The organism is Evansella cellulosilytica DSM 2522 (assembly GCF_000177235.2).
Lineage (GTDB): Bacteria > Bacillota > Bacilli > Bacillales > Salisediminibacteriaceae > Evansella > Evansella cellulosilytica.
Window position 1 is genome coordinate 2489163 of sequence record NC_014829.1, and the last position, 22974, is coordinate 2512136.

Below are 22974 nucleotides of genomic sequence, written 5' to 3' on the forward strand. Positions count from 1 at the left end.
AAGTTCTCCTTTAATGTATTCTCCAATACATTAAATAATAACGTATTTGTCGGTCACTGTCACTTGTTTGTCTCATAAAATGATTTTCCTGGGAATTGATATCCATTTTCTATCATTTGCTTTATCTTATTCTCGTTTACCTTTTCTTTTCCTGCCTTTATCCCTAACACTTTTTTAATCACATCAACTTTAATACCAGCTTGTTCCCACTTTTGTACCGCACTGTTTTGTAGTTTATGGAGAGGGAATGAATGCCTTTCTAATGAATCGACTATTTCCCTTTCTGTCATGCGTAGGTAGTTTTCGTTAACGAACAATGCGTCGTTAAACGTAAACTCGTTTATTTTGCGATCTAAGATTACTAGTTTTTTTCTATTTTCAATACTCTCCGCAATATCTTCCGTTTGTTTTTCTAATTGTTCTTCATTATCGTTTTCTCCATCTATAGTCATAAGCAAGTCCTCAAGCCTCATCTGTTCCTCTACAAGGTTTTCAATTGAATGAATCTTCTCTTCAAGACTTGCTTCATAAAAACTAGTGAGGTTTTTTTGACGAATAAAATCTTCAAACTTCTCTCCTGGAAAAAGTTCAACTATTGCCTTTTGAATAAAGGTAATGCGATCAAAAAGTTTTCGGAAATCTATGTACTCTTTTACTAGCCTCATAGTATTTGCTGAAAATGTGATTGTCATTTTGTACTCTTCCTCATCACTTTTTTCATCAAAAGTGGAAATGTTCATCGCTTTTAAATCTGCAGAGTCGAATCCTTTTTCTATAACTAAGCGGAATAAGAGATAATTTTGCATACTATTTCTTAGATTAGTATATGAACTAAGTGGTAAGTCTTTGATCGTTGGCTCTGCTCTAAGATTGATACCTTTTTGATCAGTTAAAATTTGATTAAAAAGCTCTTTTTCCGTATGAAAAATATCAGATTCCCTTTCTACTATTAATAAATCTTCTGCAACTACATCTACATTTGTAACGGCATTTTCATCAATCTTTATATGATTATACTTTGCAAATAAAATGATAACCTTTATGTCATGTTCTATTTGTGCAGTTGTTTTTTTATTATTCTTTAAGTACGACTTGTATTCAGTTATATGTTTTTCGTTAAAAGGTTCTTTCGCCTTTACATTTGCAAAATTTAAAAAACGTTTCACAGTATAAAACCACGTTCTATCAGCACCAATACGTTCTTTTAGTATCATTACATCTGTAAACTGCTCTATTAATTTAGTATCCATATTGAAACCTCCTCATAATTGATCGATAACATAATTTTAACATTATTTTTATGAACTATATTTAAAACATCTTTTAAAAATCAATATCTACAAATTTAGACAAATCACTTATCATGGCTAACTTTTTTTTCTTTATATAGTACGTAAGATATTACTGAAAATTGGAATTAAGTCGATTGGTAGGAAGCTTATATGAATTAAAACAAAAAAGCTCTAATCGACATGCTGTCTTTAGAGCTGTTCTTAATGAGGGACTATGCAAAACTATGTTGTTGATTTTCTCTTCAGGACACTTGCTTACCGTGGACTTTGCTACAAGAGCGCACTGAAAAAGTGGTGTTCTTTCACTTTTTCACTACCTCCATCCTGCTGGATCTTCAGTTATTTTTTCCGCAGACGTCATGAACATTATCTAATAATGAACATTTTATTTAAACAAAGTACTTACTGAACGATTATTTTGAACTTTAATAATAGCTTCGCCTAATAGAGGTGCGATAGAGAGCGTCGTTATTTTATCAATTCGTCGTTCATCTGGTAAATGGATGGAATTTGTTGTTACTAGTTCCTTTATCGGAGATTCCTCAATCCAAGTCGATGCCGGTTCTGATAAAACTGGATGTGTACAGCATGCATATACTTCCTTTGCCCCTCTTTCGATAAGCGCATTTGAAGCAGTAGTTACCGTTCTCGCGGTATCAACCATATCATCAATAATAATCGCCGTTTTTCCTGAAACGTCTCCCATTATTTCCATTCCACCTGGAATATATGTTTTAGGGCGTCTATTTCTATCTATAAATGCAATTGATGAATCTAGTGCATCTGCTAGCTTTCTTGCGCGCACTACACCGTTATTTTCAGGGGCAACCACCACTACATCATCAAGAGCCTTATCGATAAAATACTTCGATAAAAGTGGAAATGCTAGTAATTGGTCAACTGGCACATTAAAAAAGCCTTGTACTTGTGGTGAATGCAAATCAACAGTAATGATTCTCGAAGCACCAGCTTTTTCTAATAAATTTGCTATTAATTTTGCAGTAACTGGTTCTCTTGAGCGAGCTTTACGGTCTTGTCTTGAATAACCGAAGTAAGGAATGACACAGTTAATTGTCTTTGCAGAAGCCCTTTTAAGTGCATCAATCATAATCAGTAGCTCCATGATATAGTCATTTCCTGGTTGAGCCGTAGATTGAATTAAATATATATCACAGCCACGAATACTTTCTTCAATATTCATTTGAATTTCTCCGTCACTAAAACGCGTAATCGTGCTTTTCCCCAAATCGATACCAATATGTTTAACAACTTCTTCGGCAAGTGGAATATTAGAATTTAACGAAAAAACTTTCATATTGGTATTATCATTTGCTAGCATTGTACACTTCTCCCCCAATTTTAAATGTTTTATTATTATGTATAACTTCTGTTATTGTGCTCTTACTATTTAAATAAATACCTTACCTTGGCGCAATAATAGTATACCGATTAATAAAATGGAGTGCAAATTTCGACTCATTTTTTATATTTTTGTTTTCACTGCATAGAATTACAAAAATATGGTAGAAAAGTCCTGTTCTCCCTCGTTCTTTAGATGTATTTTTCATTTTTTGACACTTAACTACTTCTTGTGCAATTCAAAAGTATGATATATTATATAATAAGAATTATTATAAAAAAGAATATTTCAATAACTCGGACGGGTTGGTGAATATCATGGTACAAAAGGATACATCATTTAATAATCCTGATAATATATTTAGAACATCTGATAATTTGGATGAGTACATAAAAGGACTTGACCCTAATAGTTATTTAGCTAGAGTGGCTTTAGAATATACCGTCAGTAATAGTAAAATAGAATTGCATGAAGAACTAATAGATTGTCTACTACACTCCGGAAATCAAGAAAGTAAGGAATGGGCTGAAGTATACAAAATTGACAACTTAGTTTCTAAGCAAGAATTAAGTCTACCTGATTCAATAACACAACTAACATATATACTATGTTCTTCTAAGGAAATGTCTGTTTTACAAAAAATATTTCAGTTATATAACTACTACGATCTAAAAGCATTTCAAATGATAGAAATTGTCAGTGAACTAATAAATAAAGAATTAAAAGAAATTCCTGATGGATACATGAAGGACTCCCTTCAATCACGTTTGGATCTTGCGATGCAAAGTGTATATACACATTTAAATGAACTTGAGAAAGCTAGAATTTATGGTGAAAACCTCAAAGATATTGCTCTAACACCAGTAATGAAAGCAATAGCATATAAAAATCTAGGAATGACTTATCTTTATGAAGATTACGATAAACTCTGTACATATTTTGAAATGTCATTAAAAATATTTAAAGAAATGGATAACTCAGATCGATTATATAATGTCCAATCTAAGTATAACTTTGCCCAAACTTTTTGGAGTTATCCAGATAAAACAGTGTGGCTAAGGAAAGAAACTATTGATGAACTGCAAATTTATGCATATTCACTTATTAAGAGTGGTAATAAAGAAGAGGCTCATAAAATATTAGATAGTACCAAAAACTCTTTATCAAATGACTTTCAATTTGGTTACCATTACTATTTTCTAGGATTACTTAATGATAATGAAAAGAATTACTATGAATCTGTTAAATACTTCAGCAAGTCTGGGGATAGATTTTTTAGACAGTTACCGCTTATTGCTCTAAAAGAAAAAGGTGTGGACACTTCGCTGCTATCAGCTTTAAGTGTATAATAAATAATAAAATTAATAGGAGTGAGATCTTTGAAAAAGTTCATAAAAGGATTAATTATCGCAGTAACACTAGTTGCGGCGTCAACTAGCATCCCAACTTCCAGCGTTGCATATGATGTTGATTTTAGAGTTCGTTCGATTGAGGTCGTTGATGTTCAACCCCTTTACGATGTTGACTTTAGGGTCCGATCAGTTGAACAATTTGATGTACAACCGCTATATGATGTTGATTTTAGAGTTAGATAATTCGTTTATTTGAAAGCAAATGGATCAAAGACCCATTTGCTTTTTTTGAACTATAGCTCATTAAAAAAACATGAGATAAATTGGTTATCTTAAACCTGCTAACTCTTCACCAACACTTCCTTTACCTCTAACATTTTATTTAGCTTTGTTACGTCTTCTTGTAGTTCGGACATTAATTGGACCAATTTTTGCTGTTCTTTTAGTTGGTGTGCCTCGAATTCAAAGTGGTGTTCTCTTAGTTTGTATAGTAAATCTGCATTTGTTTTGTCGTTTTGTAACTGAATACTATTGGCTTCCTCGAAGGATTCCTTCACTCCAGTAATTTCATGTGACAGCTTATTCAATTCTGATTCATGTTCAGCTTTTAACGTATCGATTCTTTCATACAATCCTTCAAGTAACAAATTAAGAATTTCATGTTCATTGATTTCATTTAATTTAGTCGTTTCTTGATCAGTTTTTAAAGTGTGGATTGTTTTCTGAATATCACTAATTTGCTTACCAATTTTCTCCTGTTGCTGCTTCTCCATTTTATGCAACTGATTTTTAAGCGCTTCTACCTCTTCCTTTTGTAAATACTTTAGGTTTTGTAATAACTCATATAGATCATTAGTTTTTGCGCTAATTTGAAATGTATTTTGTGTTAATGATACTATTTTAGACTCCATATCTGCATTTTTTTGCTCCATACGGTCGATAGAATCAACTAGGTTATTGTGATAAAAAAACTTCTGATTACTATTATTGACTTTTTTCTGTCGTTGAAATAATCCAGGTACTGCTTTAAAAAAAAATACTCTTCATATTCAAAACCCCATTACTTTTTTTCTTGGCGTTTGCCACTATACTATATGTAAGGAATGGGTGTTTTGACAATTGATTATTAAAGTTTATTTTGTTTTATTTTTACTGACATACGAATACTTCACGTTGGAAGCTGCTCCCTTTTTTAACGACACATTTATCTATTACAGTAAAGCCCGTTTCTAAAAAAGTATGCTCAATAGGCTCGATCGTTATCAAAACGAGCTTTTTTGTAAATAACCTTGCACTAGTAAGCATTTCTTTTTTCTCTTTTTCTGTTAAAACTGAACACTTATTATACGGCATGTCTATAATAGCAACATCGTATTTTTTTGTAATCTTTCTCATATCTTGAATGACAATATTTGTTTCATAATGAAAATGCATGACGTTTTCTCTTGCATTTTTTGGTACTAAAGGGTTTATATCACAGCCTTCGATATTAATTCCCATCGAAAGCGCTTCAATGATAACCGTTCCTATACCACAGCAAGGGTCAATAACTTTTAGGTTACTGTTAATTACAGGGACTGCAATATTCGTAATTGCACGTGCAATTCTTGTATTTAAAGCTGTAGAATATTGATAGGGCTTTTCTTGGTGGTAATACCAAACGGGTTTACTTTCTGTATATCTACCAAAAACCCAACAATCCTCTACCCGTATCAAGCCGTATTTCATGTTAGGGTTGTGTAGTGATGCCTGCCCATCAATCTCTAACCCTACTTCCCGTTCAATTTTTCTTCTATCAATAAATGACAACTCACTATTTATTGAATCTTTGTTTTTCAAATATACAACCTTAAAAGTCGAATTTTCGGAAGGGATTTTTGCAATTGTTTTAGTTAAGCTTTGTATATCTGATTCCTGACATAATATTTCTAACTTTCCTTTTATAAAAGGACTTCGACTCGGATCAATGTTAATATCACTACTTAAAATGTGGGAGTCGCTGTTATAATTAAACAATGTTCTCATTTCTAGCTGGCACAAAGCATACTCCTCTTCAGTATAACTATAAAAATAATAATATTTTTTATTCTTGTTTATCATATGTTATTACATCCTTATTCATTTACATGCATAGTAGCATAACCTTTATAGTAGTGAAAAGCAACATGATGATATGAAAATTTTTCAAGACTATCTATTTTCATATTTTCTAAATGTGAGTGCGAAAAAAAAAGCCACCCTTTTTCGGGGCAGCTAAAGCTTTTTAACCATGTACACCTAAGGCGATTTTTGCAATTCGAGACATTTTATCTTTTGACCAAGGTGGATTCCAAACAACATCCACATGAACCTCCTTTAAATGAGGCATTCCTGCTTTTAACGTTGTTTTTACGTTATGAACGATCTGCCCTGCAACTGGACATCCCATTGAAGTCATCGTCATTTTAATATTTGCAACATCATGATCATCAATATAAATTTCATAAACAAGTCCTAAATTAACAATATCAACACCTAATTCAGGATCTTGAACATCTTCTAATATTTCAAACGCTTTATCTACTAATCCCTCACTCATCTACTACCACCCTTTCCAACAAAAGAAGAAAATATCAATTGTATGTTACTTTATATGATAACACATTTTTTGATATGGAAATGGTGATTAGTATCACTATGAATAAATTTTCATAACAGAATTACTATTGGAAATTTTCATTTTTTAAGGCATATAAAAAACAGACTCTTAAAAAAGAGTCTGTTTTGATTGGTTTGCGAATTATAGTTTGTTAACGTTAGTAGCTTGTGGTCCGCGTTGTCCTTGCTCTACTTCGAAAGAAACGTCTTGACCTTCTTCTAATGTTTTGAAACCTTCACCATTGATAGCTGAGAAGTGTACGAATACATCGTCTCCACCTTCAACTTCGATGAATCCAAAACCTTTTTCTGCATTAAACCATTTTACTTTACCTTGTTCCATGTTTGTTGCCTCCTGCGTGGAATATCTCCACAATTTATTACTATTCTTGCCCAAGACATGTTTCAAAGAAGAACTAAAAAATTCTATTTGTAACACCGAACAACAATAATTGAATTAATCATATCATTTTTTTATTTAAATGGCAAACTAATTTTACTATTTAGGCTAAATAATTTTAGATGTTGTAAAATGCTACAAATTCTATATAATGTAAGTAAATATACCTTTTATAACTAGGTAGGTGATGCATGTGTTTAATCGTGAGTTAGTGAAAGGCAGTACTTCCCTCATTTTACTTCAGCTTTTGAATGAGAAAGATATGTACGGCTACGAACTAGTAAAAGAAATGGAAAAACGAAGTGAGTATACCCTTCAAGTAAAGGAAGGTACATTGTACCCTGCTTTACATAAATTAGAAAAACAACTACTTATACAATCATACTGGAAAGAACAGGAAAAGGGCCCTGCTCGAAAATACTATAGTATAACGGATGAAGGAACAGAGATACTCCATCAGAAAACAAGTGAATGGAAAAAATTCGTAAAAACAATTGATAAAGTGATAGGGAAGAATAATGTATGATTCGTTCTAAACAAGAGTATATTTCCATCTTAAGAAAAAAACTGCGTCGCTACCGTCATTCAGAAGAAATTGTAGCAGAAATTGAAGTGCACGTTCATGAAATGTTGTTAGAATTTACAGAAGGTCACAAAATGAGCGAAGCAGATGCAATGAAGAAAGTAATCGAAAAATTAGGATCTCCTAAAGAGATTGCAGCTATGTACCATGAAGAACTAGGGGTTACAGAATCTAAAACACAATGGACTTTTATCACCGTTAATTTACTATTCTTTATTGTCGGTATTAGCCTAACAGCAATTTACCACCTTGTTTCATACTCATTTGCAACGCACATCTGGAGTATTTTAACGAGCATTCCATTTATCATAATTGTATTGTATATGTTTTTTTGGGGACTTCTAGGGTACGAAATAGGAAAAGAGTTTGCATACAAAGGAAAGAGACTCCTAAAAAAAACACTCTACATATCACTTATTCCGAATTTGATTTTAATGGCACTTGTTATTTTTAGAATTATCCCTTTAGGATGGTTTGATCCATTGTTAACTGGACCATTTATTATTTTATGTATTATATGCACGGCGCTCGTATTCCCTATTAGTTATGCTGGTTATCGATGGGGTGTTATGCGCTCCGTGTAATCTTTTACGCAACTATATAGAATATCTAGGTAAAAGGAGTGATGTCTTTTTGTTTAGGTATTCTTAATATAAATTAATACATAGAATATCTATGTAATTTAATGGAGGTATTTACAATGAAAAAAATTTATTATTTATTTATGCTGTCTTGCTTATTATTAAGTTTTTTTGCAAACAACCTTATTTTCACTACGAATATTGGCATTTCGTATCCTTTATTCATCATTATCTTTTATACGTTTTTTTTCTATCGTTTTAAACATGTCTCACCTTCAAACAAACAAATCACCTTACTTTTATTTTTTGTCATCTGTATGCTAAGTGTTAGCTACTTTATATTTTCGAACATCATTTTTTATGTATTAAACTATATATTTATCCCCTTACTAATGTACATACATTCCGTATTATATACTACCGAATCGAAAATTTTATGGTATAAACCGATCTTAATAACATTTTTAAAAAAGAAAATGAAACAGTTTTTAGGCTGCTATCACTTAATATTAAAAATATGTACGAGACGCGCTAAAAGAAATATCGGGAAATCTACGTACCATACTACGAAAAAAATCGCGATTGGTTTATTTATCTCAATTCCAGTAGTGTTCATTGTCCTTAATTTGCTACTTCTTGCAGATGACAATTTTGCTCATATGATGTACGAAATCCCCCAGCTGATTTTTAATATTAACTATTCACTACTGTGGGACACATTAATCGTCATTACACTATTTAGTTTTTTTATTACTTATTTTATCGTATTAAGAAAAAATACAAATATAGAATATAAGCAACCCATTGTTAAGAACTATCAAATGGATACGATTATCGTCGCAACCTTCTTAACTACACTAAATATTATTTATTTATTATTTGTTGTTGTACAATTCCAGTATTTCTTCAGTGGAACTTTGGAAACAGGCTTGTCTTATGCAGAATATGCACGACGTGGTTTTTTTGAGCTTATGATTGTAACGATCATCAATTATATAACACTACTCATTACACTCCACTACTCAACTAAAAAAGGCCCTAGTTTTATCGTAAAGGTACAGTTATCGCTTATGATCATGTTCAGCGCGATCATGTTGGCGTCTGCATTTATAAGATTAGCAATGTATGAACAAGCTTACGGATTTACGATGCTTAGAGTACTCGTTTATGCATTTATGATTTATTTAACCGTTCTATTTGCATATACACTGATGAAGGTTTGGGTTCAAAAGCTATCGATTGTACGGTTTTCAATCATTTTTACGTTACTATTTTATGTTGGTTTAAACATTATGCATGTCGATCAAATGATTGTTAATAACAACCTTACACGTTATGAAGAAACTGGAAAAATTGATATTCATTACTTAGGAACGTTGTCATACTCGGCTGTTCCAGCTCTTGTTGACTTATATGAATCAGAACCACATAACAATGACTTAAAGGAAATTTTAATAATGAAAGATAAAGAATTATCAAATGAAAATTGGAAATCCTTTAATATATCACGTGTAAAAGCAAGAGAGGCACTTAAAAATATAAAACTTGATTAAAAAAGCGTATTTATCGTAAGTCGTTTGAAACCTTTTATAAATATAACCGTATATAAAACTATCATTAGACTATTTAGGAGGAATAGACCCTTGCCTATTCAAGTTATTTTTGTAGTAGTCATCGGAATCTTATTTATTTATTGCGGTTATTTAATTTTCTCTAGAAAAGCACCAAATTTACTTGATCTATTCTTAAAACAAGGTGTTTCTTACAATGACAGTTTGTCCGCTAAAATATTTGGTACAATCATCATCATTGCTGGTATTATTGTTCTGTTGCTTCCTCTCATTCTAGGAATAGAAAATATGAATATATAAGTAATTATCAAATAAAAATCAGAGGGATGAAATAGGCTACTTACCCTATTTCATTCCCTCAAAAATCAAACTATGTCTCTTACTTTACCAAAATACATCTAATGCTTCACCTTCAAACCAAACTGTGTCGATGTTACATGCTTCAGCATCAATACCGTACTGCCAGCCAGCTAATGTTGCTCCCTCTGGAGCTTCTGGGTTGTAATCAGGTGCATTTTCCTCAGTAGTGATTCCATGATAAGGAGATGCAGTCCAAACATAATAATCTTCTAAAATATTCTCATTTTCTTCAGCAGCTGTTTCAAATGCTACATATAGTTCTTCATCCGGACTAAAAATACCGTAAACGCCCGCTTCATACTCTGAATCTTGTAATGTTTCATACCACCCTAACAAGAATCCTGAATCAATAGGGTAAATAGGCTCAACGTTTGCGAAAAGTGCGACTCCTTCAGGAACTCCGAAATCTCTTGCCATATCAATGGCATCTTCTGCTTCGCTCACACCTTTATCATATCCAGTAGCATCTTCAAAGTGATTCCAAATTACTAAAATTTGAATATCGTTTTCATGTAGTAAGTCTCTTCCTTCTGGTGTTAATCCGTAGGATACACCTTCCTTATCTCCTAAATAACGTCCCCAAACTTGTGGATCCCCGAAGTTTTCTCTTACACATGCAAGCATTTCATCTGTTGTTAAACTAGCAGAGTCTACACCCCAAACTTGATCTGGGACATCTTCTCCATTTCCATTTCCATCACCATTTCCATTTCCGTTGTCTGTGCCATTTTCTTCTCCGTTTTCTTCTCCATTTCCATTTTCACCATTGCCATTGCCGTTTCCATTTTCGTCACCATTGTCTGAAACAATATTATTCGTAATATTGTTTATAATGTTATTAGTAATGTTTCCATCTCCGGTTATATCATTTCTTATGTTATTATCTACAGTACCACCGTTACCTTCTATTGTATTATCAATAGAATTATTTACCTCACCGTTTTCTCCGTGTATTTCGTTTTCAATCGTACTATTAATTTCTCCGCTTCCGTAAATCTCGTTTGTAATTTCATTGTCTATAGTAGATCCATCTCCATCTACTGAATTGTTTACATTATTGTTACTTCCATTATCATTTGAGTCACTATTGTCCTCTGAATCTTCCATATTATCATCATCCATAACGCTAGCTGAAATTGGTTCAGAAGCATCTTCACTGCCCCAAATGTAAAAAGCTGTTGCAGTGATAATAAATAGCATTAATGCAGTAAAAAAAGGAATTAATCTTTTCATATTCATGTGTGTTTACCTCCTTTTCCCAACACATCATACGCAAAAAAAGGGTTATGTGTGCTGTTATAGTGGAGGAATGGGCTTTTTCATAATGAAAAAAGAGATTGCCATCAAGTAGACAATCTCCCAAAATTTATGTCATGAATATTCTATTTTTTATCCATCATTTTTGTAAGTTTATTTAAATTAATAGATTGTGGATCTTTCGTAATCGCCTTAACTAACTCATCTTCTTTTTCTTTCGGTACAGGTTTATTTGCGATAGCAGCTACCTTTTTAATAATGCCTCTTACTGTTTCCTCATCTTTAAAGTTTGCATCTTTGATCGACTCTGCTAGCTTAAAGATTTCTGCCATATTTACACCAGACTTCTTCTCAATATTTTTGAACAGATCTTTATCCATCATAAACCTCCTCCCATTATTCCGTATACATTAGTTGTATGTAGAACACCTTCAAATGGTTAGTCGTTTATAATGAAAAATGAAAAATCCTTTAAATTCCACACATGCTACAACTCATTAAACGTAACAAGAATAACCAGACTAGGGATAAGGAGTATAAATAAACCTTATGAATCGTCATGGTTTCAAGCATAAGCACTTTATATACTAATAAACACTATCGTACCATTTATTATAATCGACTAATGAATTTCTCGATTTTATGAGAGCATTAACTTTTTCTTCCACAGATATATTCGGATCATAAAGCTGCATACGATAATAAATATCTTCTTCTAAAAAATTTACGATAACAAAAGCACCGTTATTCCATTGATTAAAGTATCCTACTACTTTATCTTCTTGTGTAATTTCTCTTCCAACCTCAACTTCTTCTTGCCAATGATTAGGTTCATAATTAGAAATCCAAATATCAAACTTACTGTTCCCTTCAAAATGGAGCATTGATAGCTCAACTTTCACTTCAGCTAAATCAGCATTTGCATAAATTAACCCAGGTTGCCAATTGTTTGATTTATCGTTTGGAATAGGTAAAACAGCTGGTAATTTTGCTGTAAAAGGAAGTTCATCAAGAATTACTTCGTAGGCTGGGAATAAATATGTATTTTTACTTTCATCATCGCTACGACCTATTTCATTAAACTTAGATGTATTAAATTCTTCGCCATTACTTGAACAGCTAATCATAAATAACAAGAGAATAGCAAGGCAAAACGGCAATTTCTTTTTCACTATTATCCCTCCCAAAAATTGAGATTAATAGTAAGAATATGGTTGTCTTATTCGATTTATGCGTGCTACATCAACACTACAAATGAAAAGCTATCTGAAATTACTTCATGATTCATGTATAATAGTAAATAATTCATCATTGGAGGTAAATATGAGTTTTTATCATATATTAAGTAAGTACTATGATGTCATCTTCCCAATAAATCCAGTTCAAACGTCATTTGTTAAAAGCCATTTAAAAGATAATACAACGATTCTTGATATTGCAGCCGGATCTGGAAATCTTGCTATAGAACTAGCCCAACAAGGTCATCATGTGACCGCCATCGATCTAGATCCAAGAATGATTGATACGATTAATCATAAAAAAAATGAGCTGGGAATATCTTTATCTACTCATGTTATGGATATGAGAAAGATAGATTCGTTGAATACACAACCTTATGATACAGTAGTTTGTGTTGGTAATTCTCTTGTCCATTTAAATTCAATAGCCGAAATTAAAAATTGTTTAAAAAAAGCTTACCTAAGTCTTCAAGAAAGTGGCAGCTTGATAATACAAATCGTTAATTTTGATCGTGTAGTTCAAGAAGAAACGACGAAGCTTCCTTTAATTGAAAGAAAAGAGAACGGAATTACGTTTAAGAGAACATACCAACATGAAAACGGTAGAATAATCTTTCATGGAGAATTAACTGTAGAAATGGAAAATAAAAAGGAAGTCTTTAACAATAGTGTTGATTTGTATCCACTTACTTCGAGAGAATTGATGGACGTATTAGAGGATTGTCACTTTAAAAATATAGAATGTTTTGGTAGCTATAAAGGAGAGAAGCACACGTTAACTTCTCCGGCAATCATTGTAGTAGCTAAGAAATAATTCCACCCCACTTTTTCGCTGATGGCGTGTGAAGTGGGGTAGCAATAAAAACTCATTGTAGCGTTAGTCTAATCATGGATTCGTAGACCATAATCCAGCAGATTTAATGAATACTCGTGGATGCAATTTTAATTGTGATACAATAAATTCTGCTAAGTCTTCGGGTTGCATTACCTTATCCGGGTTTCCATCTGTCAAGTTTTCCTTCAAAGCGAGCTCTGTTGCAACTGTACTAGGAGTTAAAGCGGAGACTCTAATATTATGTTTTCTAACTTCTAACGCTAAAGATTCTGTTAAACCTAATAATCCAAATTTTGATGCACTATATGCACTAGTAACTGGAGCACCTTTCTGACCAGCAGTAGAAGAAATATTAATGATGTCTCCACCCTTTTTTTCAATTAATTGAGGAAGAACCGTTCTCGTCACATAATATGCCCCTATTAGATTCACATCTATCATATTTTTCCATTCTTCTGGTGAAAGATCGAGAAAGCCTCCAAATTTTGCTGTACCTGCATTGTTGATCAATATATCAAACGAACCAAGTGAACTAGTTAAAGATTTGACAGCCTTTTCAACATCATCAAGTGATGCTACGTCTCCTGAAGCATAAGCTACCTGTACTCCTAAAGATTCAATTTCGGATGCAACTGCCTTTAAATCCGATTCTGTTCGAGCAAAAAGTCCAATGTTAACACCTTCCTTAGCAAGTGCTATTGCAGCTGCCTTCCCTATACCTTTACCGCTTCCAGTGATAAGTGCCGTTTTTCCTGTAAGTAATTGTCCCATTGTTTTTGTAACCTCTTTTCTTCATTTTTTATTCTCCTGCTAATGGTCCACCTTTAAGTGTGCTCTTCTTTTTATTGCTAGTAATTTAAAACAACAATCTATGCGAAAAGAGCCTTAAACTACGATAAAGCAATAATCAAGCTTAATAAAAATGCAATCGTGGATATTGGTGTCATTACAAGTTTTTCCTTTTTACTTTGTGAAACAAAATTTGCTAACGCATGAAAGCCGAGAAAAATAGTAATGATCCAAATTAATACAGGGTTTGGAAACCCTTCTGTAATAAAAAATATATTCGCATGAAGTAGAACAGAATACCCCATAAATAAAAGGATAAACGCATTTACTGCGCTTGTAATCCGATGTTTTTTAGGTAAAACTTTGTATTTTCCACCAAGTGCAAACTCACCTAAAGGGTACCCTAATGATAATAACATCTGAAATAGTGCTATGAACAATAATATGATTGCCGTCACTATTGCAGAAAACGTAATGATAAATCCCTCCATATTCCCCTCCTTCTCTCACTTATAAAATAGTATAAACTCAAACATCAATATATCCTTATTTTAACATTTAATACCATTAAATTATTTGATATTTTTTTACTTTTCTTTTTCCTGAGAAAATTTTTACATATACCATAACAAACATGGAATCATAATTGTTGATGACAAAAGATGATTGAGGTGAACGCATTGGAACAATTTAAATCAACTTATTCGGATTGGTTTCTCATTTCAGGACTACTCTTATCTATGGGAGGCACTACTTCTTATGCTTTATGTCTCACTGAAAAAACCCTATTAGCGTTCATCTTATTTTTCATTTTACTAATAGTAACTATCTGTTGGTGGTTTCAAGTTTTTGAATACAACATGAAATTAGAGGAAAAAAAACCTTATTACGTAGATGGTCCCTTTTTAAATGCCTCGCAGAAAGATTATTTTACACTATCGTTACGTGAGGATTTAAATTCAGATAAAAAGCGGATATTTTATTTTCGTGAACATGCAAGAAAGATTTTTTATCATTACGAAAATAAGCTTACTAACAATATTGCATTATCAAAAGAAGAACAATATATATTGAATCTCATCCTAATTGAAGAGCTAGATTTATGTATGGCATACTTTCGTTTTCAAGAAGTTTTTGATAAACAATGTGCTATGGATACCGAATACAACGAAAGTGAAAATATAGTACTATAAACGGCCACCTAAAAGGTGGTATTATTTCTACTCCCTAATCATAAATTAGTAGAAATATGTAAAAGAAAGAGTGAGTTACGTGAATACGCAAACTGAAGTAGTAATAAAAGGAAAAAAACTATTGTTAACCGGTGTTATTGCAACTTTGTTAACTGTAATCGCCACCTTCACTTTTAGCTTTCTATTACACCCATTAACAATGTTGCAAATACGTTTGTGCATCATTGGATTAGGCGTCATGTATTGTATTGCTGTAGTATATTATATTTATAGAATGCTGGATAAATTAGAAGAAAATAAAAATAACGAAGGTAATAAAAATAAAGATGTTATCATTATTTTTAACGGTAAACAGCTCGGTAAATAACTAAGATGACTCAAATGGAAGATTTATTACCTATTGAGTCATCTGGTCTTAACGAGAAAATGGAACATTCTCACTTTGAATCTACGTTATAACTCCTCTTCTTCATTTTCCTATCAAAACTTTTCCCCCTAGTCGATTCATTTCATGATCAACAATAATTGTATTGTTTCTAAGATATGGTGATTTATCTCACCTTCCCCTTTACAACTTTTCGATATTATTAAATGTGCAAAGTAATTGAAAAAATAGGAGGGGTTGTTATGGTTAAAATTTTTTTAACGGGGTTATTCGTTTTTATTATGCTGGTCACTACAGCATGTGGTGGTAATGAAAATGGGGTATCGTCCAATAATACTGAAACTCGGGAAGGAAGCGAAATTACAGTCGTAGCAACAAATTGGGATTTTGATCAAGAAACGTACACAGTACCTGCTGGAGAAGTGACAGTAAACCTTGTAAATGAAGAAGGTTTTCACGGAATTAAGATAGATGACACAAGCATTTCTATTGAAGGTGAAGGATCATATACTGCATCACTTGAGCCCGGTGAGTATCGAATTTGGTGCAGCATCCCTTGTGGAGAAGGACACGATGTAATGGAAGCTACTTTAATTGTAGAGTAACTACAAAACGAGGGTGGCTAAAAAGATAGAACTAGTCTTTTAAGTTACCCTCACTATCAATTGAAAGTTAATTGTATCGATAACAAATTTTATTGAAAAATGGGAGAATAACGTGAAAAAACAAGCTAATATAATACATTCAAAGAAATTACCAACGTTAAAATATGATGTTACCGTATTTGACCTCATTTCTCTTTTTAAAGGAAAGGTATTATTATCAAACATATTGCCTGTGTTCACAGGACTTTGGCTTGCGCTCTATTTTAATAATTTAGTAATTACAGGACACTTGATTGATATTGTTTTTACCATAACTGGAAGTACTTTACTCATGGCAGGAGCACTAACAATCAATAACTGGTACGATGCCGACATTGATCGATTAATGGAAAGAACACAGTCACGCCCTACAGTAACAGGTAGTATCCCACTCCATATTGTTCTTTCAACTGGCGTAACTTTTAGTATCATCGGATTTCTCTGCTTACTGTTTCTTTCTTATGTATCCGCAATATATGGATTTATTGGCTGGTTTACTTATGTTGTATTATATACAATGTGGTCTAAAAGAAAATATACGTGGAATACGTTAATCGGTAGTATATCTGGCGCCGTAACACCACTCATTGGATGGGCCGTGATTTCCCCTACCTTTCATGTTGTTCCAATCACATTAGCAATTATTCTATTTATTTGGCAGATGCCTCATACGTATGCAATCGCAATAAGAAAAAAACAAGAATATAACAGAGCTAACGTCCCCCTCCTCCCTGTAGTTCGTGGGATAACATTGACTAAAAGAAGAATGCTATTATACGTAAGTTGTTTACTACCGTTTCCTTTTTTTCTATCTTCCATCGGACCATTGTTTGTGTTATCCATTACCATCTTAAATATCACCTGGTTAATGATGGCTGCCCAAGGTTTTTCGTCAAAAAATAACGCACAATGGGCTCGAACAATGTTCTTATATTCAGTAAATTACATTGTTATTTTATTTTCCCTCATCATTATCTTCACTTTAGTTTAGTCCTATATTTCTCCCACAAAAACATCTATTATATTTCAAAAATAATTGATGTTCTCTACTTAAATATAATTTATAGAGGTTGACTGAAAAGGTCTAATTATGAGGCACTGAAAAAGTATAAAACAACTTTTTCAGTGCCTTCTATTACCTTTTGAATCAACCTCTTAAGTCACTCTTTTTTTATTCGCATACGTACTATGGATAACTATTTATCTTCTAAGTGATGTAGGTCACCTAGTTGATGGCGCTGTTCAATTACTATAAAAGAAACAAGACAAAGGAGTGGAAAACATGGGGAGAGCAATGGAGAATCGAAAAGTCGATATTGATAAGAACGATGAAAAAAGGCCTTTAGTTGGTACGTGGTTTTCATTAGGAATAGTCGGTGTTTCGATTTTAGCAACTTACATCCTTTTAATAAGTATATATATGTTTCGATTATAAGGAGGAAATAAAATGAAAATGCATCTTGATGAAAAGATTTGGCTTATATTAAGTTTTGGGATGATTTTAGGCTTTATGTTATTTACTGGTTACCAAACATTCGTGTTAGGCATGGGTCCTCCTAGTAGTATGGAAACGATTGACCCACAAAATGTAGAAGAGACTGAACCTTTTAATAATCCAGGCATAACACAAATTGGAGAAAATGAGTATGAAGTCGTTATGATATTAGAGCTATTTATGTTCACGCCTGGAGATATAGAAATCCCAGCAGGTTCCACTGTCCATTTTACGATGACATCTAAAGATGTAACTCACGGGATTCAAGTTCCAGGTACGAACTTAAACGCGATGGTAACACCTGGTCATATTCAAAAAATCACACAAACGTTTCATGAACCTGGCGAGTATATCGTGCTTTGTAATGAATATTGCGGTATTGGACATCAGCATATGGCAACAACCATCACTGTGAAATAAGGGGGGAGCTTCGTGGAAGCAATTCATTCTATTAATCGTAAATCAACTAACGTTCTCGGTATAAGTCGGGAGGACGCTCTATTATCGAAATCATATTTAATCGTGGCGTTTACAGCATTACTACTTGGTGGCTCATTAGGCATCTTACAAGTACTTAATCGAGCTGGGCTTTTCGAATTACCACATTGGTTTGATTATTATCAAGTATTAACAGCACATGGTCTTCTATTAATACTCGTATTATCTGCATTTTTTACTATTGGTTATTTCTTTGCTGCTCATTCACACGCATTAGGAGGACTTTTGCCTAAAGTAAGAAAAATGGCTTGGATAGGCTTTGGAATGAAGATATTCGGCTTTGTTTTAGTTGTCATTCCAATAATTACTGGAGATGCTAGTGTCCTTTTTACCTTTTATCCTCCAATGGCAGCATCACCAATGTTTTACTTTGGGCTAGTATTTATCGTACTTGGGGTATGGATGTGTGCCTTTGCTTCTTTTCGTCAAGTAGCTATTTGGCGTAAAAACAATAAAGGAGAACATTTACCTATCATTTCCTATTTCGCTACAGGTGTATTTGTTCTACTCTTTTTCGGTAGTGTACCAGTTGCAATTGAAGTATTTATGATTATTCCATGGGTTCTAGAGTGGGTAGAAACTATTAATGTCATGCTTGCTAGAACATTGTTTTGGGCATTTGGTCATACTCTCGTAAACATTTGGTATTTAACAGCCATTTCAGCCTGGTATGTTGTTGTACCAAAGGTGATTGGTGGTAGGAGATTTAGCGACACATTAACACGAGTTGTTATTATTTTACTTGTCATTTTAAACATTCCAGGAGGGTTCCATCACCAAATCATTGATCCTGGGATTTCGGAATCTGTAAAGTTTTTACATGTCTTTATGAGTTTAGCTGTTGGCTTCCCTTCTTTAATGACTGCATATGCGATGTTTGCAACATTTGAAAGAACGTCTAGACGTAAGGGTGGAAAAGGTGTATTCGGTTGGATTAAAAAAATGCCGTGGGGAGACGTTCGCTTTCTTGCTCCTTTTTTAGCAATGCTTGCATTCATTCCCGGTGGAGCTGGTGGAATAGTACAAAGCACAAACCAATTAAACCAAGTCGTCCATAATACACTTTGGGTCGTCGGCCATTTTCACTTAACACTTGGAACAACTGTCGTCCTTACTTTCTTCGGGATTAGTTACTGGCTCGTGCCTTTTATCTCAAAACGAGTATTAACTCCATCTATTAATAAGTTAGGTGTTATCACTTCACTTTTATGGGCTATTGGTATGGCAATTATGGCTGGTTCCATGCATGTAGTAGGATTATTAGGCTCACCGCGGAGAACGTCCTATACAACATATGGAGATAACCTAACAGCACTTAGTTGGGATCCATATTTATTATTATTAGTCATTGGTGGTTTATTTCTACTAGTAGCTGGTGCTCTTCAAGTTTATGCAATCATTTACCTCATGTTCTTTGCACCTCAAGGGCAAACGGAATTTCCGATGGCTGATGTGGAGGAAGATGCAGTGAAAACACCATATTGGACAGAACGGTGGGGGATTATTATCTTTATTATGCTTTTAGTCATTGCAATGGGCTACGTCATACCGATAGTAGAATTTATCGTTCATGCACCGCCAGGATCCCCTCCTTTTAGAACATGGTAAGTGATAACGCCTTATAATAGGTAACTTATTTGTTTTTCGCAAGAGATAGCTCGTCAAGTGGGCTATCTCTTCCTATTAATCTATTTCTTAGGAAGTGACACATTTGAAAAAAATTCAACGAACTACCCTATCTTCTATTATCGTTCTTTTATTTGGATTCACGATTTTTTTTATTGGAACTGACGGCTTTAAAGCATTTACAGCTGAAACAGCAAGAGTAAATGCTTTAATTGATGCTAAACCATCCTTTCCTCAAGTGACATTAGAGGATAGCAACGGAAGAACGTATACACTGTCCGAGTTTGAAGGAAAATATGTGTTTATTACCTTTATTTACACTTCATGTGGAACGGTATGTCCGATGATGGAACTAAATATGAGAGATGTACTTCACGGAATTCCTAGTACGTATATCGGAAAAGATATTATATTTCTCAGTATTAGCTTTGATCCTGAACGAGACGATCCTGAAACACTTGATGCGTATAAAGACTATTTTAGTGCGGATGGTGAGTTGTGGAGAATGGCAAGAGTGAATAATGCGGAAGAATTGGACGCTTTATTAGAGACCTTCGGCGTTATCGTAATACCAGACGGTAGTGGTGACTTTTCGCATAACTCCGCATTTTATTTAGTAGATCAATCTGGAATCTTAATTGATGTCATGGACTACACTGATGTTGATACGGCTACTAAAAAACTATTAGACCTTTTAGAAAACGAAACGGAGGAAAAATAAATGTCACAAGTAAAAATCGGTATATTTTTGTTTTTTGTTTTGGCATTACCTCCTGTAACAAACTTACTAGAGTCCATCATGATTATTCATATGCATATGCAAATGCCCTTATTAATTATTTCAGGTTTCCTAATCGCACCAATATTTCAAAAAATGTTTCCACTGTTTTTTTCAAAATGGAATGAGAATGGAACACCAGGAATTTTATTATTCGTGTTAATCATGATATATTGGATGATTCCTAGAACAATGGATGATGCATTAACAAGTGACATTGTGCAATTATTCAAATTTATAAGCCTCACCTTCCTTGCTGGTGTCCCTTTAAGAGATAGTTGGAAAAAGATTACAAATAAAATAAAAACTTTTATCATTATCTTTTTTACAATAACTTTTTATGCAATGGGAATCGTTTATATATCATGGCCAGACCAACTTTGTAATAATTACTTAATTATTGAGCAAATAACTCTTGGTTGGGGGTTTATTACAATGGCAATATGTTCAACTATTTATCTTAGTTATACAGCCATAATAAATCCTGCAGAGTATGAATAAGTCTTGATGGAATGCTCGTTCCATCTCCTAGTGAAATTATACTTACTAATCAATAAGGATAATATGATATAATAGATAAAATTGAAGTGAAAGGAGGTAAATAATGAATACAAAAACAAATGATACACCTAGTTTGCAGCATATTAAAAGTGCATTGTATACTGTTAACCGCCACGCAAAGACGGCGTTAGATTCTCGTGAGTTATATTATTTAAAGAGGAAAACATTAAAGAAATTAGTTGAAGAGAACCTAGCAGAAAAAATATGCCTTGAATATAGTTTAAACCCAAGCAAAGGATTTCAAAGCTCTGTAGTACTTGTAAGAGTAGGTCATTCTAAAAGCAAGGAACCATTTTACTTTCATACAATAGCAGAAAAAAGTGATTTTAAGCTAGAGCACAAAGGTAAGATAAACCAATCCATCCAGAACCCTCGCGTCCAAATGGCGTTAGTAACTGCAAAAAGTATTCTTTATAAATACTTAGGAGAAACCCCAAAACAGAAAAAAACCTCTCATAAGAATAAAAATAAAAAGCTAGAAAGTGTATTCGTATCTTCCTATTTAGATGGGAGAAAAAGATTTTAAGAAAAAACTTGAGGGTGTCAAAGAGGTTGACTCAAAAGATCAAATTTTTACTTTTTAAGTCAACCTCCAAGCAATATACGGAGCAGCCCAATCTCTTAAAGCCTACTATAAGTGTCTATAGTTGGTGCAAGTGTAGCTTTTCTTAGGTCTTTTATATACTTATGGGCCCCAATCTTTTGTAACTCACATTACATAATACATGGCTCTTACTCGTTTTTTAAACCTCTACAATTAACAATTCCTCTGCTTGTTCTCCATATGTACCTTGCATAATTACGTTCCCATCTCTACCAACGGCTAACGAGCAACCTATCACCTTCCATTCATTCCATTCTCCACCTTTTATTACTCCAACATTACTTACCCCAATAACAGCCATGTGATATTTGTTTGCTAAGTTTTTATATGGGTCAACCCACTCTTGACCATAAGGCTCTTTTTCATTATTGTGATCTCGTCTAACAGCCCATGAGCAAGGAGACAACAGGATACGTGCACCCATTAAACCTATCGTATTCCCAATTGGATCATTTTCCGCACGAAGATCTGCACAAACTGCTAAACCAATTCTACCAAATTCAGTATCAATGACGTTCGTCCTATCACCGACAGAATAAACGTCAAGAGCAAAATCTAATTCATTAATTTTTCGATGCTTTAAAATAATTTCTCCTACATTAGAAATCATAATAGCCGTATTATAAAGATGATTTCCGCACCTTTCTGTTAAACCCACAACTACATGAATGTTTAGCTCTTTCGCAATATCACAAAACACGTCGCTGCAATATCCCGGTATCGGATAAGCCATATCCTTTGCACGAGGATATGTCCACCCTATGTCCATGCATTCAGGTAAAACGACAATGCTGCAACCTTTCGCTGCAGCTTCGCGAACCATCGTACAGGCGCGAGCTATATTTACATCTATTTGCCCAGCCTCAACTAACATTTGGATCATTCCAATTTTCACCTTATTTGTCATATGTACCTCCATAAACTGCGATTAAGAT

The 22974-nt window shown here is 33.4% G+C and carries 29 protein-coding genes; 17 read left to right on the forward strand and 12 right to left on the reverse strand.

Going from position 1 to position 22974, the window contains the following annotated elements; all coding sequences use genetic code 11:
- Window positions 1-59: 59 nt before the first annotated feature.
- Both BCELL_RS11375 and BCELL_RS11380 read right to left on the reverse strand, forming a co-directional pair.
- Window positions 60-1250, reverse strand: a complete 1191-nt coding sequence (locus tag BCELL_RS11375) for a hypothetical protein (RefSeq protein ID WP_013488889.1) — start codon at window positions 1248-1250, stop codon at window positions 60-62.
- 427 nt (window positions 1251-1677) lie between these two features.
- Window positions 1678-2631: a ribose-phosphate diphosphokinase gene (locus tag BCELL_RS11380; protein ID WP_013488890.1), complete on the reverse strand. Its 954-nt coding sequence runs from the start codon at window positions 2629-2631 to the stop codon at window positions 1678-1680.
- A gap of 338 nt (window positions 2632-2969) precedes the next feature.
- Between BCELL_RS11380 and BCELL_RS11385 the strand changes: the two genes are divergently transcribed.
- Both BCELL_RS11385 and BCELL_RS11390 read left to right on the forward strand, forming a co-directional pair.
- Window positions 2970-4001: an AimR family lysis-lysogeny pheromone receptor gene (locus tag BCELL_RS11385; protein WP_041808233.1), complete on the forward strand. Its 1032-nt coding sequence runs from the start codon at window positions 2970-2972 to the stop codon at window positions 3999-4001.
- A gap of 30 nt (window positions 4002-4031) precedes the next feature.
- Window positions 4032-4247, forward strand: coding sequence for a hypothetical protein (locus BCELL_RS11390; RefSeq protein WP_013488892.1), 216 nt, complete (start codon window positions 4032-4034; stop codon window positions 4245-4247).
- Between the two features lie 98 nt (window positions 4248-4345).
- Here BCELL_RS11390 and BCELL_RS11395 read toward each other — a convergent pair whose 3' ends face one another.
- The 4 genes from BCELL_RS11395 to BCELL_RS11410 form a co-directional block, all read right to left on the reverse strand.
- Window positions 4346-4915, reverse strand: coding sequence for a hypothetical protein (locus BCELL_RS11395; protein ID WP_041808235.1), 570 nt, complete (start codon window positions 4913-4915; stop codon window positions 4346-4348).
- A 238-nt stretch (window positions 4916-5153) separates the two neighbouring features.
- Entirely contained in the window at window positions 5154-6104 is a 951-nt protein-coding gene (locus BCELL_RS11400) for a TRM11 family SAM-dependent methyltransferase (protein WP_013488894.1), read from the reverse strand.
- A gap of 163 nt (window positions 6105-6267) precedes the next feature.
- Window positions 6268-6582: a metal-sulfur cluster assembly factor gene (locus tag BCELL_RS11405; RefSeq protein ID WP_013488895.1), complete on the reverse strand. Its 315-nt coding sequence runs from the start codon at window positions 6580-6582 to the stop codon at window positions 6268-6270.
- Window positions 6583-6783: 201 nt separating this feature from the next.
- On the reverse strand, window positions 6784-6984 hold the full coding sequence (locus BCELL_RS11410; protein ID WP_013488896.1) for a cold-shock protein: 201 nt from the start codon (window positions 6982-6984) through the stop codon (window positions 6784-6786).
- A gap of 250 nt (window positions 6985-7234) precedes the next feature.
- On the opposite strand from BCELL_RS11410, the gene BCELL_RS11415 reads away from it, so the two are divergent.
- The 4 genes from BCELL_RS11415 to BCELL_RS11430 all read left to right on the forward strand — a co-directional run bounded on the left by BCELL_RS11415 (window position 7235) and on the right by BCELL_RS11430 (window position 10076).
- Window positions 7235-7567 (forward strand): PadR family transcriptional regulator, encoded by a 333-nt coding sequence (locus BCELL_RS11415; protein ID WP_041808237.1) that lies wholly within the window; start codon window positions 7235-7237, stop codon window positions 7565-7567.
- The gene (locus BCELL_RS11420) at window positions 7564-8208 is read left to right on the forward strand and encodes an HAAS signaling domain-containing protein (protein WP_013488898.1); all 645 of its coding nucleotides are present in this window, start codon (window positions 7564-7566) and stop codon (window positions 8206-8208) included. The genes BCELL_RS11415 and BCELL_RS11420 overlap by 4 nt, the downstream gene beginning before the upstream one ends.
- Window positions 8209-8324: 116 nt before the next feature.
- Window positions 8325-9758 carry a DUF4153 domain-containing protein gene (locus tag BCELL_RS11425; protein WP_013488899.1) on the forward strand — a complete coding sequence of 478 codons (1434 nt, stop codon included), beginning with the start codon at window positions 8325-8327 and terminating at the stop codon, window positions 9756-9758.
- A 90-nt stretch (window positions 9759-9848) separates the two neighbouring features.
- Window positions 9849-10076: a hypothetical protein gene (locus BCELL_RS11430; protein ID WP_013488900.1), complete on the forward strand. Its 228-nt coding sequence runs from the start codon at window positions 9849-9851 to the stop codon at window positions 10074-10076.
- Window positions 10077-10160: 84 nt separating this feature from the next.
- Here BCELL_RS11430 and BCELL_RS11435 read toward each other — a convergent pair whose 3' ends face one another.
- From BCELL_RS11435 to BCELL_RS11445, 3 genes are all read right to left on the reverse strand, one after another.
- Window positions 10161-11375, reverse strand: a complete 1215-nt coding sequence (locus BCELL_RS11435; protein ID WP_013488901.1) for a glycoside hydrolase domain-containing protein — start codon at window positions 11373-11375, stop codon at window positions 10161-10163.
- Window positions 11376-11518: 143 nt separating this feature from the next.
- On the reverse strand, window positions 11519-11773 hold the full coding sequence (gene spoVIF, locus BCELL_RS11440) for a sporulation-specific transcription regulator SpoVIF (protein WP_013488902.1): 255 nt from the start codon (window positions 11771-11773) through the stop codon (window positions 11519-11521).
- Between the two features lie 207 nt (window positions 11774-11980).
- The gene (locus BCELL_RS11445; RefSeq protein ID WP_013488903.1) at window positions 11981-12565 is read right to left on the reverse strand and encodes a hypothetical protein; all 585 of its coding nucleotides are present in this window, start codon (window positions 12563-12565) and stop codon (window positions 11981-11983) included.
- A gap of 151 nt (window positions 12566-12716) precedes the next feature.
- Between BCELL_RS11445 and BCELL_RS11450 the strand changes: the two genes are divergently transcribed.
- Window positions 12717-13445, forward strand: coding sequence for a class I SAM-dependent methyltransferase (locus BCELL_RS11450; protein WP_013488904.1), 729 nt, complete (start codon window positions 12717-12719; stop codon window positions 13443-13445).
- 72 nt (window positions 13446-13517) lie between these two features.
- On the opposite strand, the gene BCELL_RS11455 is transcribed toward BCELL_RS11450, so the two are convergent.
- Both BCELL_RS11455 and BCELL_RS11460 read right to left on the reverse strand, forming a co-directional pair.
- Window positions 13518-14237 (reverse strand): 3-ketoacyl-ACP reductase, encoded by a 720-nt coding sequence (locus BCELL_RS11455; RefSeq protein ID WP_013488905.1) that lies wholly within the window; start codon window positions 14235-14237, stop codon window positions 13518-13520.
- Between the two features lie 119 nt (window positions 14238-14356).
- Window positions 14357-14746 carry a hypothetical protein gene (locus BCELL_RS11460; RefSeq protein ID WP_013488906.1) on the reverse strand — a complete coding sequence of 130 codons (390 nt, stop codon included), beginning with the start codon at window positions 14744-14746 and terminating at the stop codon, window positions 14357-14359.
- Window positions 14747-14935: 189 nt separating this feature from the next.
- Between BCELL_RS11460 and BCELL_RS11465 the strand changes: the two genes are divergently transcribed.
- From BCELL_RS11465 to BCELL_RS11505, 10 genes are all read left to right on the forward strand, one after another.
- Window positions 14936-15448 carry a hypothetical protein gene (locus tag BCELL_RS11465; RefSeq protein WP_013488907.1) on the forward strand — a complete coding sequence of 171 codons (513 nt, stop codon included), beginning with the start codon at window positions 14936-14938 and terminating at the stop codon, window positions 15446-15448.
- A gap of 79 nt (window positions 15449-15527) precedes the next feature.
- Entirely contained in the window at window positions 15528-15815 is a 288-nt protein-coding gene (locus BCELL_RS11470; RefSeq protein WP_013488908.1) for a hypothetical protein, read from the forward strand.
- 260 nt (window positions 15816-16075) lie between these two features.
- Complete coding sequence (locus tag BCELL_RS11475) at window positions 16076-16438, forward strand: cupredoxin domain-containing protein (RefSeq protein WP_013488909.1); 363 nt, start codon at window positions 16076-16078, stop codon at window positions 16436-16438.
- 112 nt (window positions 16439-16550) lie between these two features.
- The gene (gene cyoE / locus BCELL_RS11480; protein WP_013488910.1) at window positions 16551-17468 is read left to right on the forward strand and encodes a heme o synthase; all 918 of its coding nucleotides are present in this window, start codon (window positions 16551-16553) and stop codon (window positions 17466-17468) included.
- A gap of 291 nt (window positions 17469-17759) precedes the next feature.
- Entirely contained in the window at window positions 17760-17912 is a 153-nt protein-coding gene (locus tag BCELL_RS22585) for a hypothetical protein (RefSeq protein WP_013488911.1), read from the forward strand.
- Between the two features lie 12 nt (window positions 17913-17924).
- Window positions 17925-18392: a cytochrome c oxidase subunit II gene (locus BCELL_RS11485; RefSeq protein ID WP_013488912.1), complete on the forward strand. Its 468-nt coding sequence runs from the start codon at window positions 17925-17927 to the stop codon at window positions 18390-18392.
- 12 nt (window positions 18393-18404) lie between these two features.
- Window positions 18405-20078 (forward strand): cbb3-type cytochrome c oxidase subunit I, encoded by a 1674-nt coding sequence (locus tag BCELL_RS11490; protein WP_013488913.1) that lies wholly within the window; start codon window positions 18405-18407, stop codon window positions 20076-20078.
- 103 nt (window positions 20079-20181) lie between these two features.
- The gene (locus BCELL_RS11495) at window positions 20182-20817 is read left to right on the forward strand and encodes an SCO family protein (protein ID WP_013488914.1); all 636 of its coding nucleotides are present in this window, start codon (window positions 20182-20184) and stop codon (window positions 20815-20817) included.
- Window positions 20818-21375, forward strand: coding sequence for a hypothetical protein (locus BCELL_RS11500; RefSeq protein WP_013488915.1), 558 nt, complete (start codon window positions 20818-20820; stop codon window positions 21373-21375).
- 103 nt (window positions 21376-21478) lie between these two features.
- A complete protein-coding gene (locus tag BCELL_RS11505) occupies window positions 21479-21961 on the forward strand; it encodes a YkyB family protein (RefSeq protein ID WP_013488916.1) in 483 nt (160 codons plus the stop codon).
- Between the two features lie 217 nt (window positions 21962-22178).
- Here the strand turns inward: BCELL_RS11505 and BCELL_RS11510 are convergent, their stop codons facing one another.
- Entirely contained in the window at window positions 22179-22946 is a 768-nt protein-coding gene (locus tag BCELL_RS11510; RefSeq protein WP_013488917.1) for a carbon-nitrogen hydrolase family protein, read from the reverse strand.
- Between the last annotated feature and the right edge of the window lie 28 nt (window positions 22947-22974).

Bases quoted from the DNA above. Each gene is read 5' to 3' on its own strand.
- BCELL_RS11375 (WP_013488889.1), bottom strand. From the start codon at position 1,250: ATGGATACTAAATTAATAGAGCAGTTTACAGATGTAATGATACTAAAA.
- BCELL_RS11380 (WP_013488890.1), bottom strand. From the start codon at position 2,631: ATGCTAGCAAATGATAATACCAATATGAAAGTTTTTTCGTTAAATTCT.
- BCELL_RS11385 (WP_041808233.1), top strand. From the start codon at position 2,970: ATGGTACAAAAGGATACATCATTTAATAATCCTGATAATATATTTAGA.
- BCELL_RS11395 (WP_041808235.1), bottom strand. From the start codon at position 4,915: ATGGAGTCTAAAATAGTATCATTAACACAAAATACATTTCAAATTAGC.
- BCELL_RS11400 (WP_013488894.1), bottom strand. From the start codon at position 6,104: ATGATAAACAAGAATAAAAAATATTATTATTTTTATAGTTATACTGAA.
- BCELL_RS11405 (WP_013488895.1), bottom strand. From the start codon at position 6,582: ATGAGTGAGGGATTAGTAGATAAAGCGTTTGAAATATTAGAAGATGTT.
- BCELL_RS11410 (WP_013488896.1), bottom strand. From the start codon at position 6,984: ATGGAACAAGGTAAAGTAAAATGGTTTAATGCAGAAAAAGGTTTTGGA.
- BCELL_RS11420 (WP_013488898.1), top strand. From the start codon at position 7,564: ATGATTCGTTCTAAACAAGAGTATATTTCCATCTTAAGAAAAAAACTG.
- BCELL_RS11425 (WP_013488899.1), top strand. From the start codon at position 8,325: ATGAAAAAAATTTATTATTTATTTATGCTGTCTTGCTTATTATTAAGT.
- BCELL_RS11435 (WP_013488901.1), bottom strand. From the start codon at position 11,375: ATGAATATGAAAAGATTAATTCCTTTTTTTACTGCATTAATGCTATTT.
- spoVIF (WP_013488902.1), bottom strand. From the start codon at position 11,773: ATGGATAAAGATCTGTTCAAAAATATTGAGAAGAAGTCTGGTGTAAAT.
- BCELL_RS11450 (WP_013488904.1), top strand. From the start codon at position 12,717: ATGAGTTTTTATCATATATTAAGTAAGTACTATGATGTCATCTTCCCA.
- BCELL_RS11455 (WP_013488905.1), bottom strand. From the start codon at position 14,237: ATGGGACAATTACTTACAGGAAAAACGGCACTTATCACTGGAAGCGGT.
- BCELL_RS11460 (WP_013488906.1), bottom strand. From the start codon at position 14,746: ATGGAGGGATTTATCATTACGTTTTCTGCAATAGTGACGGCAATCATA.
- BCELL_RS11475 (WP_013488909.1), top strand. From the start codon at position 16,076: ATGGTTAAAATTTTTTTAACGGGGTTATTCGTTTTTATTATGCTGGTC.
- BCELL_RS22585 (WP_013488911.1), top strand. From the start codon at position 17,760: ATGGGGAGAGCAATGGAGAATCGAAAAGTCGATATTGATAAGAACGAT.
- BCELL_RS11485 (WP_013488912.1), top strand. From the start codon at position 17,925: ATGAAAATGCATCTTGATGAAAAGATTTGGCTTATATTAAGTTTTGGG.
- BCELL_RS11500 (WP_013488915.1), top strand. From the start codon at position 20,818: ATGTCACAAGTAAAAATCGGTATATTTTTGTTTTTTGTTTTGGCATTA.
- BCELL_RS11505 (WP_013488916.1), top strand. From the start codon at position 21,479: ATGAATACAAAAACAAATGATACACCTAGTTTGCAGCATATTAAAAGT.
- BCELL_RS11510 (WP_013488917.1), bottom strand. From the start codon at position 22,946: ATGACAAATAAGGTGAAAATTGGAATGATCCAAATGTTAGTTGAGGCT.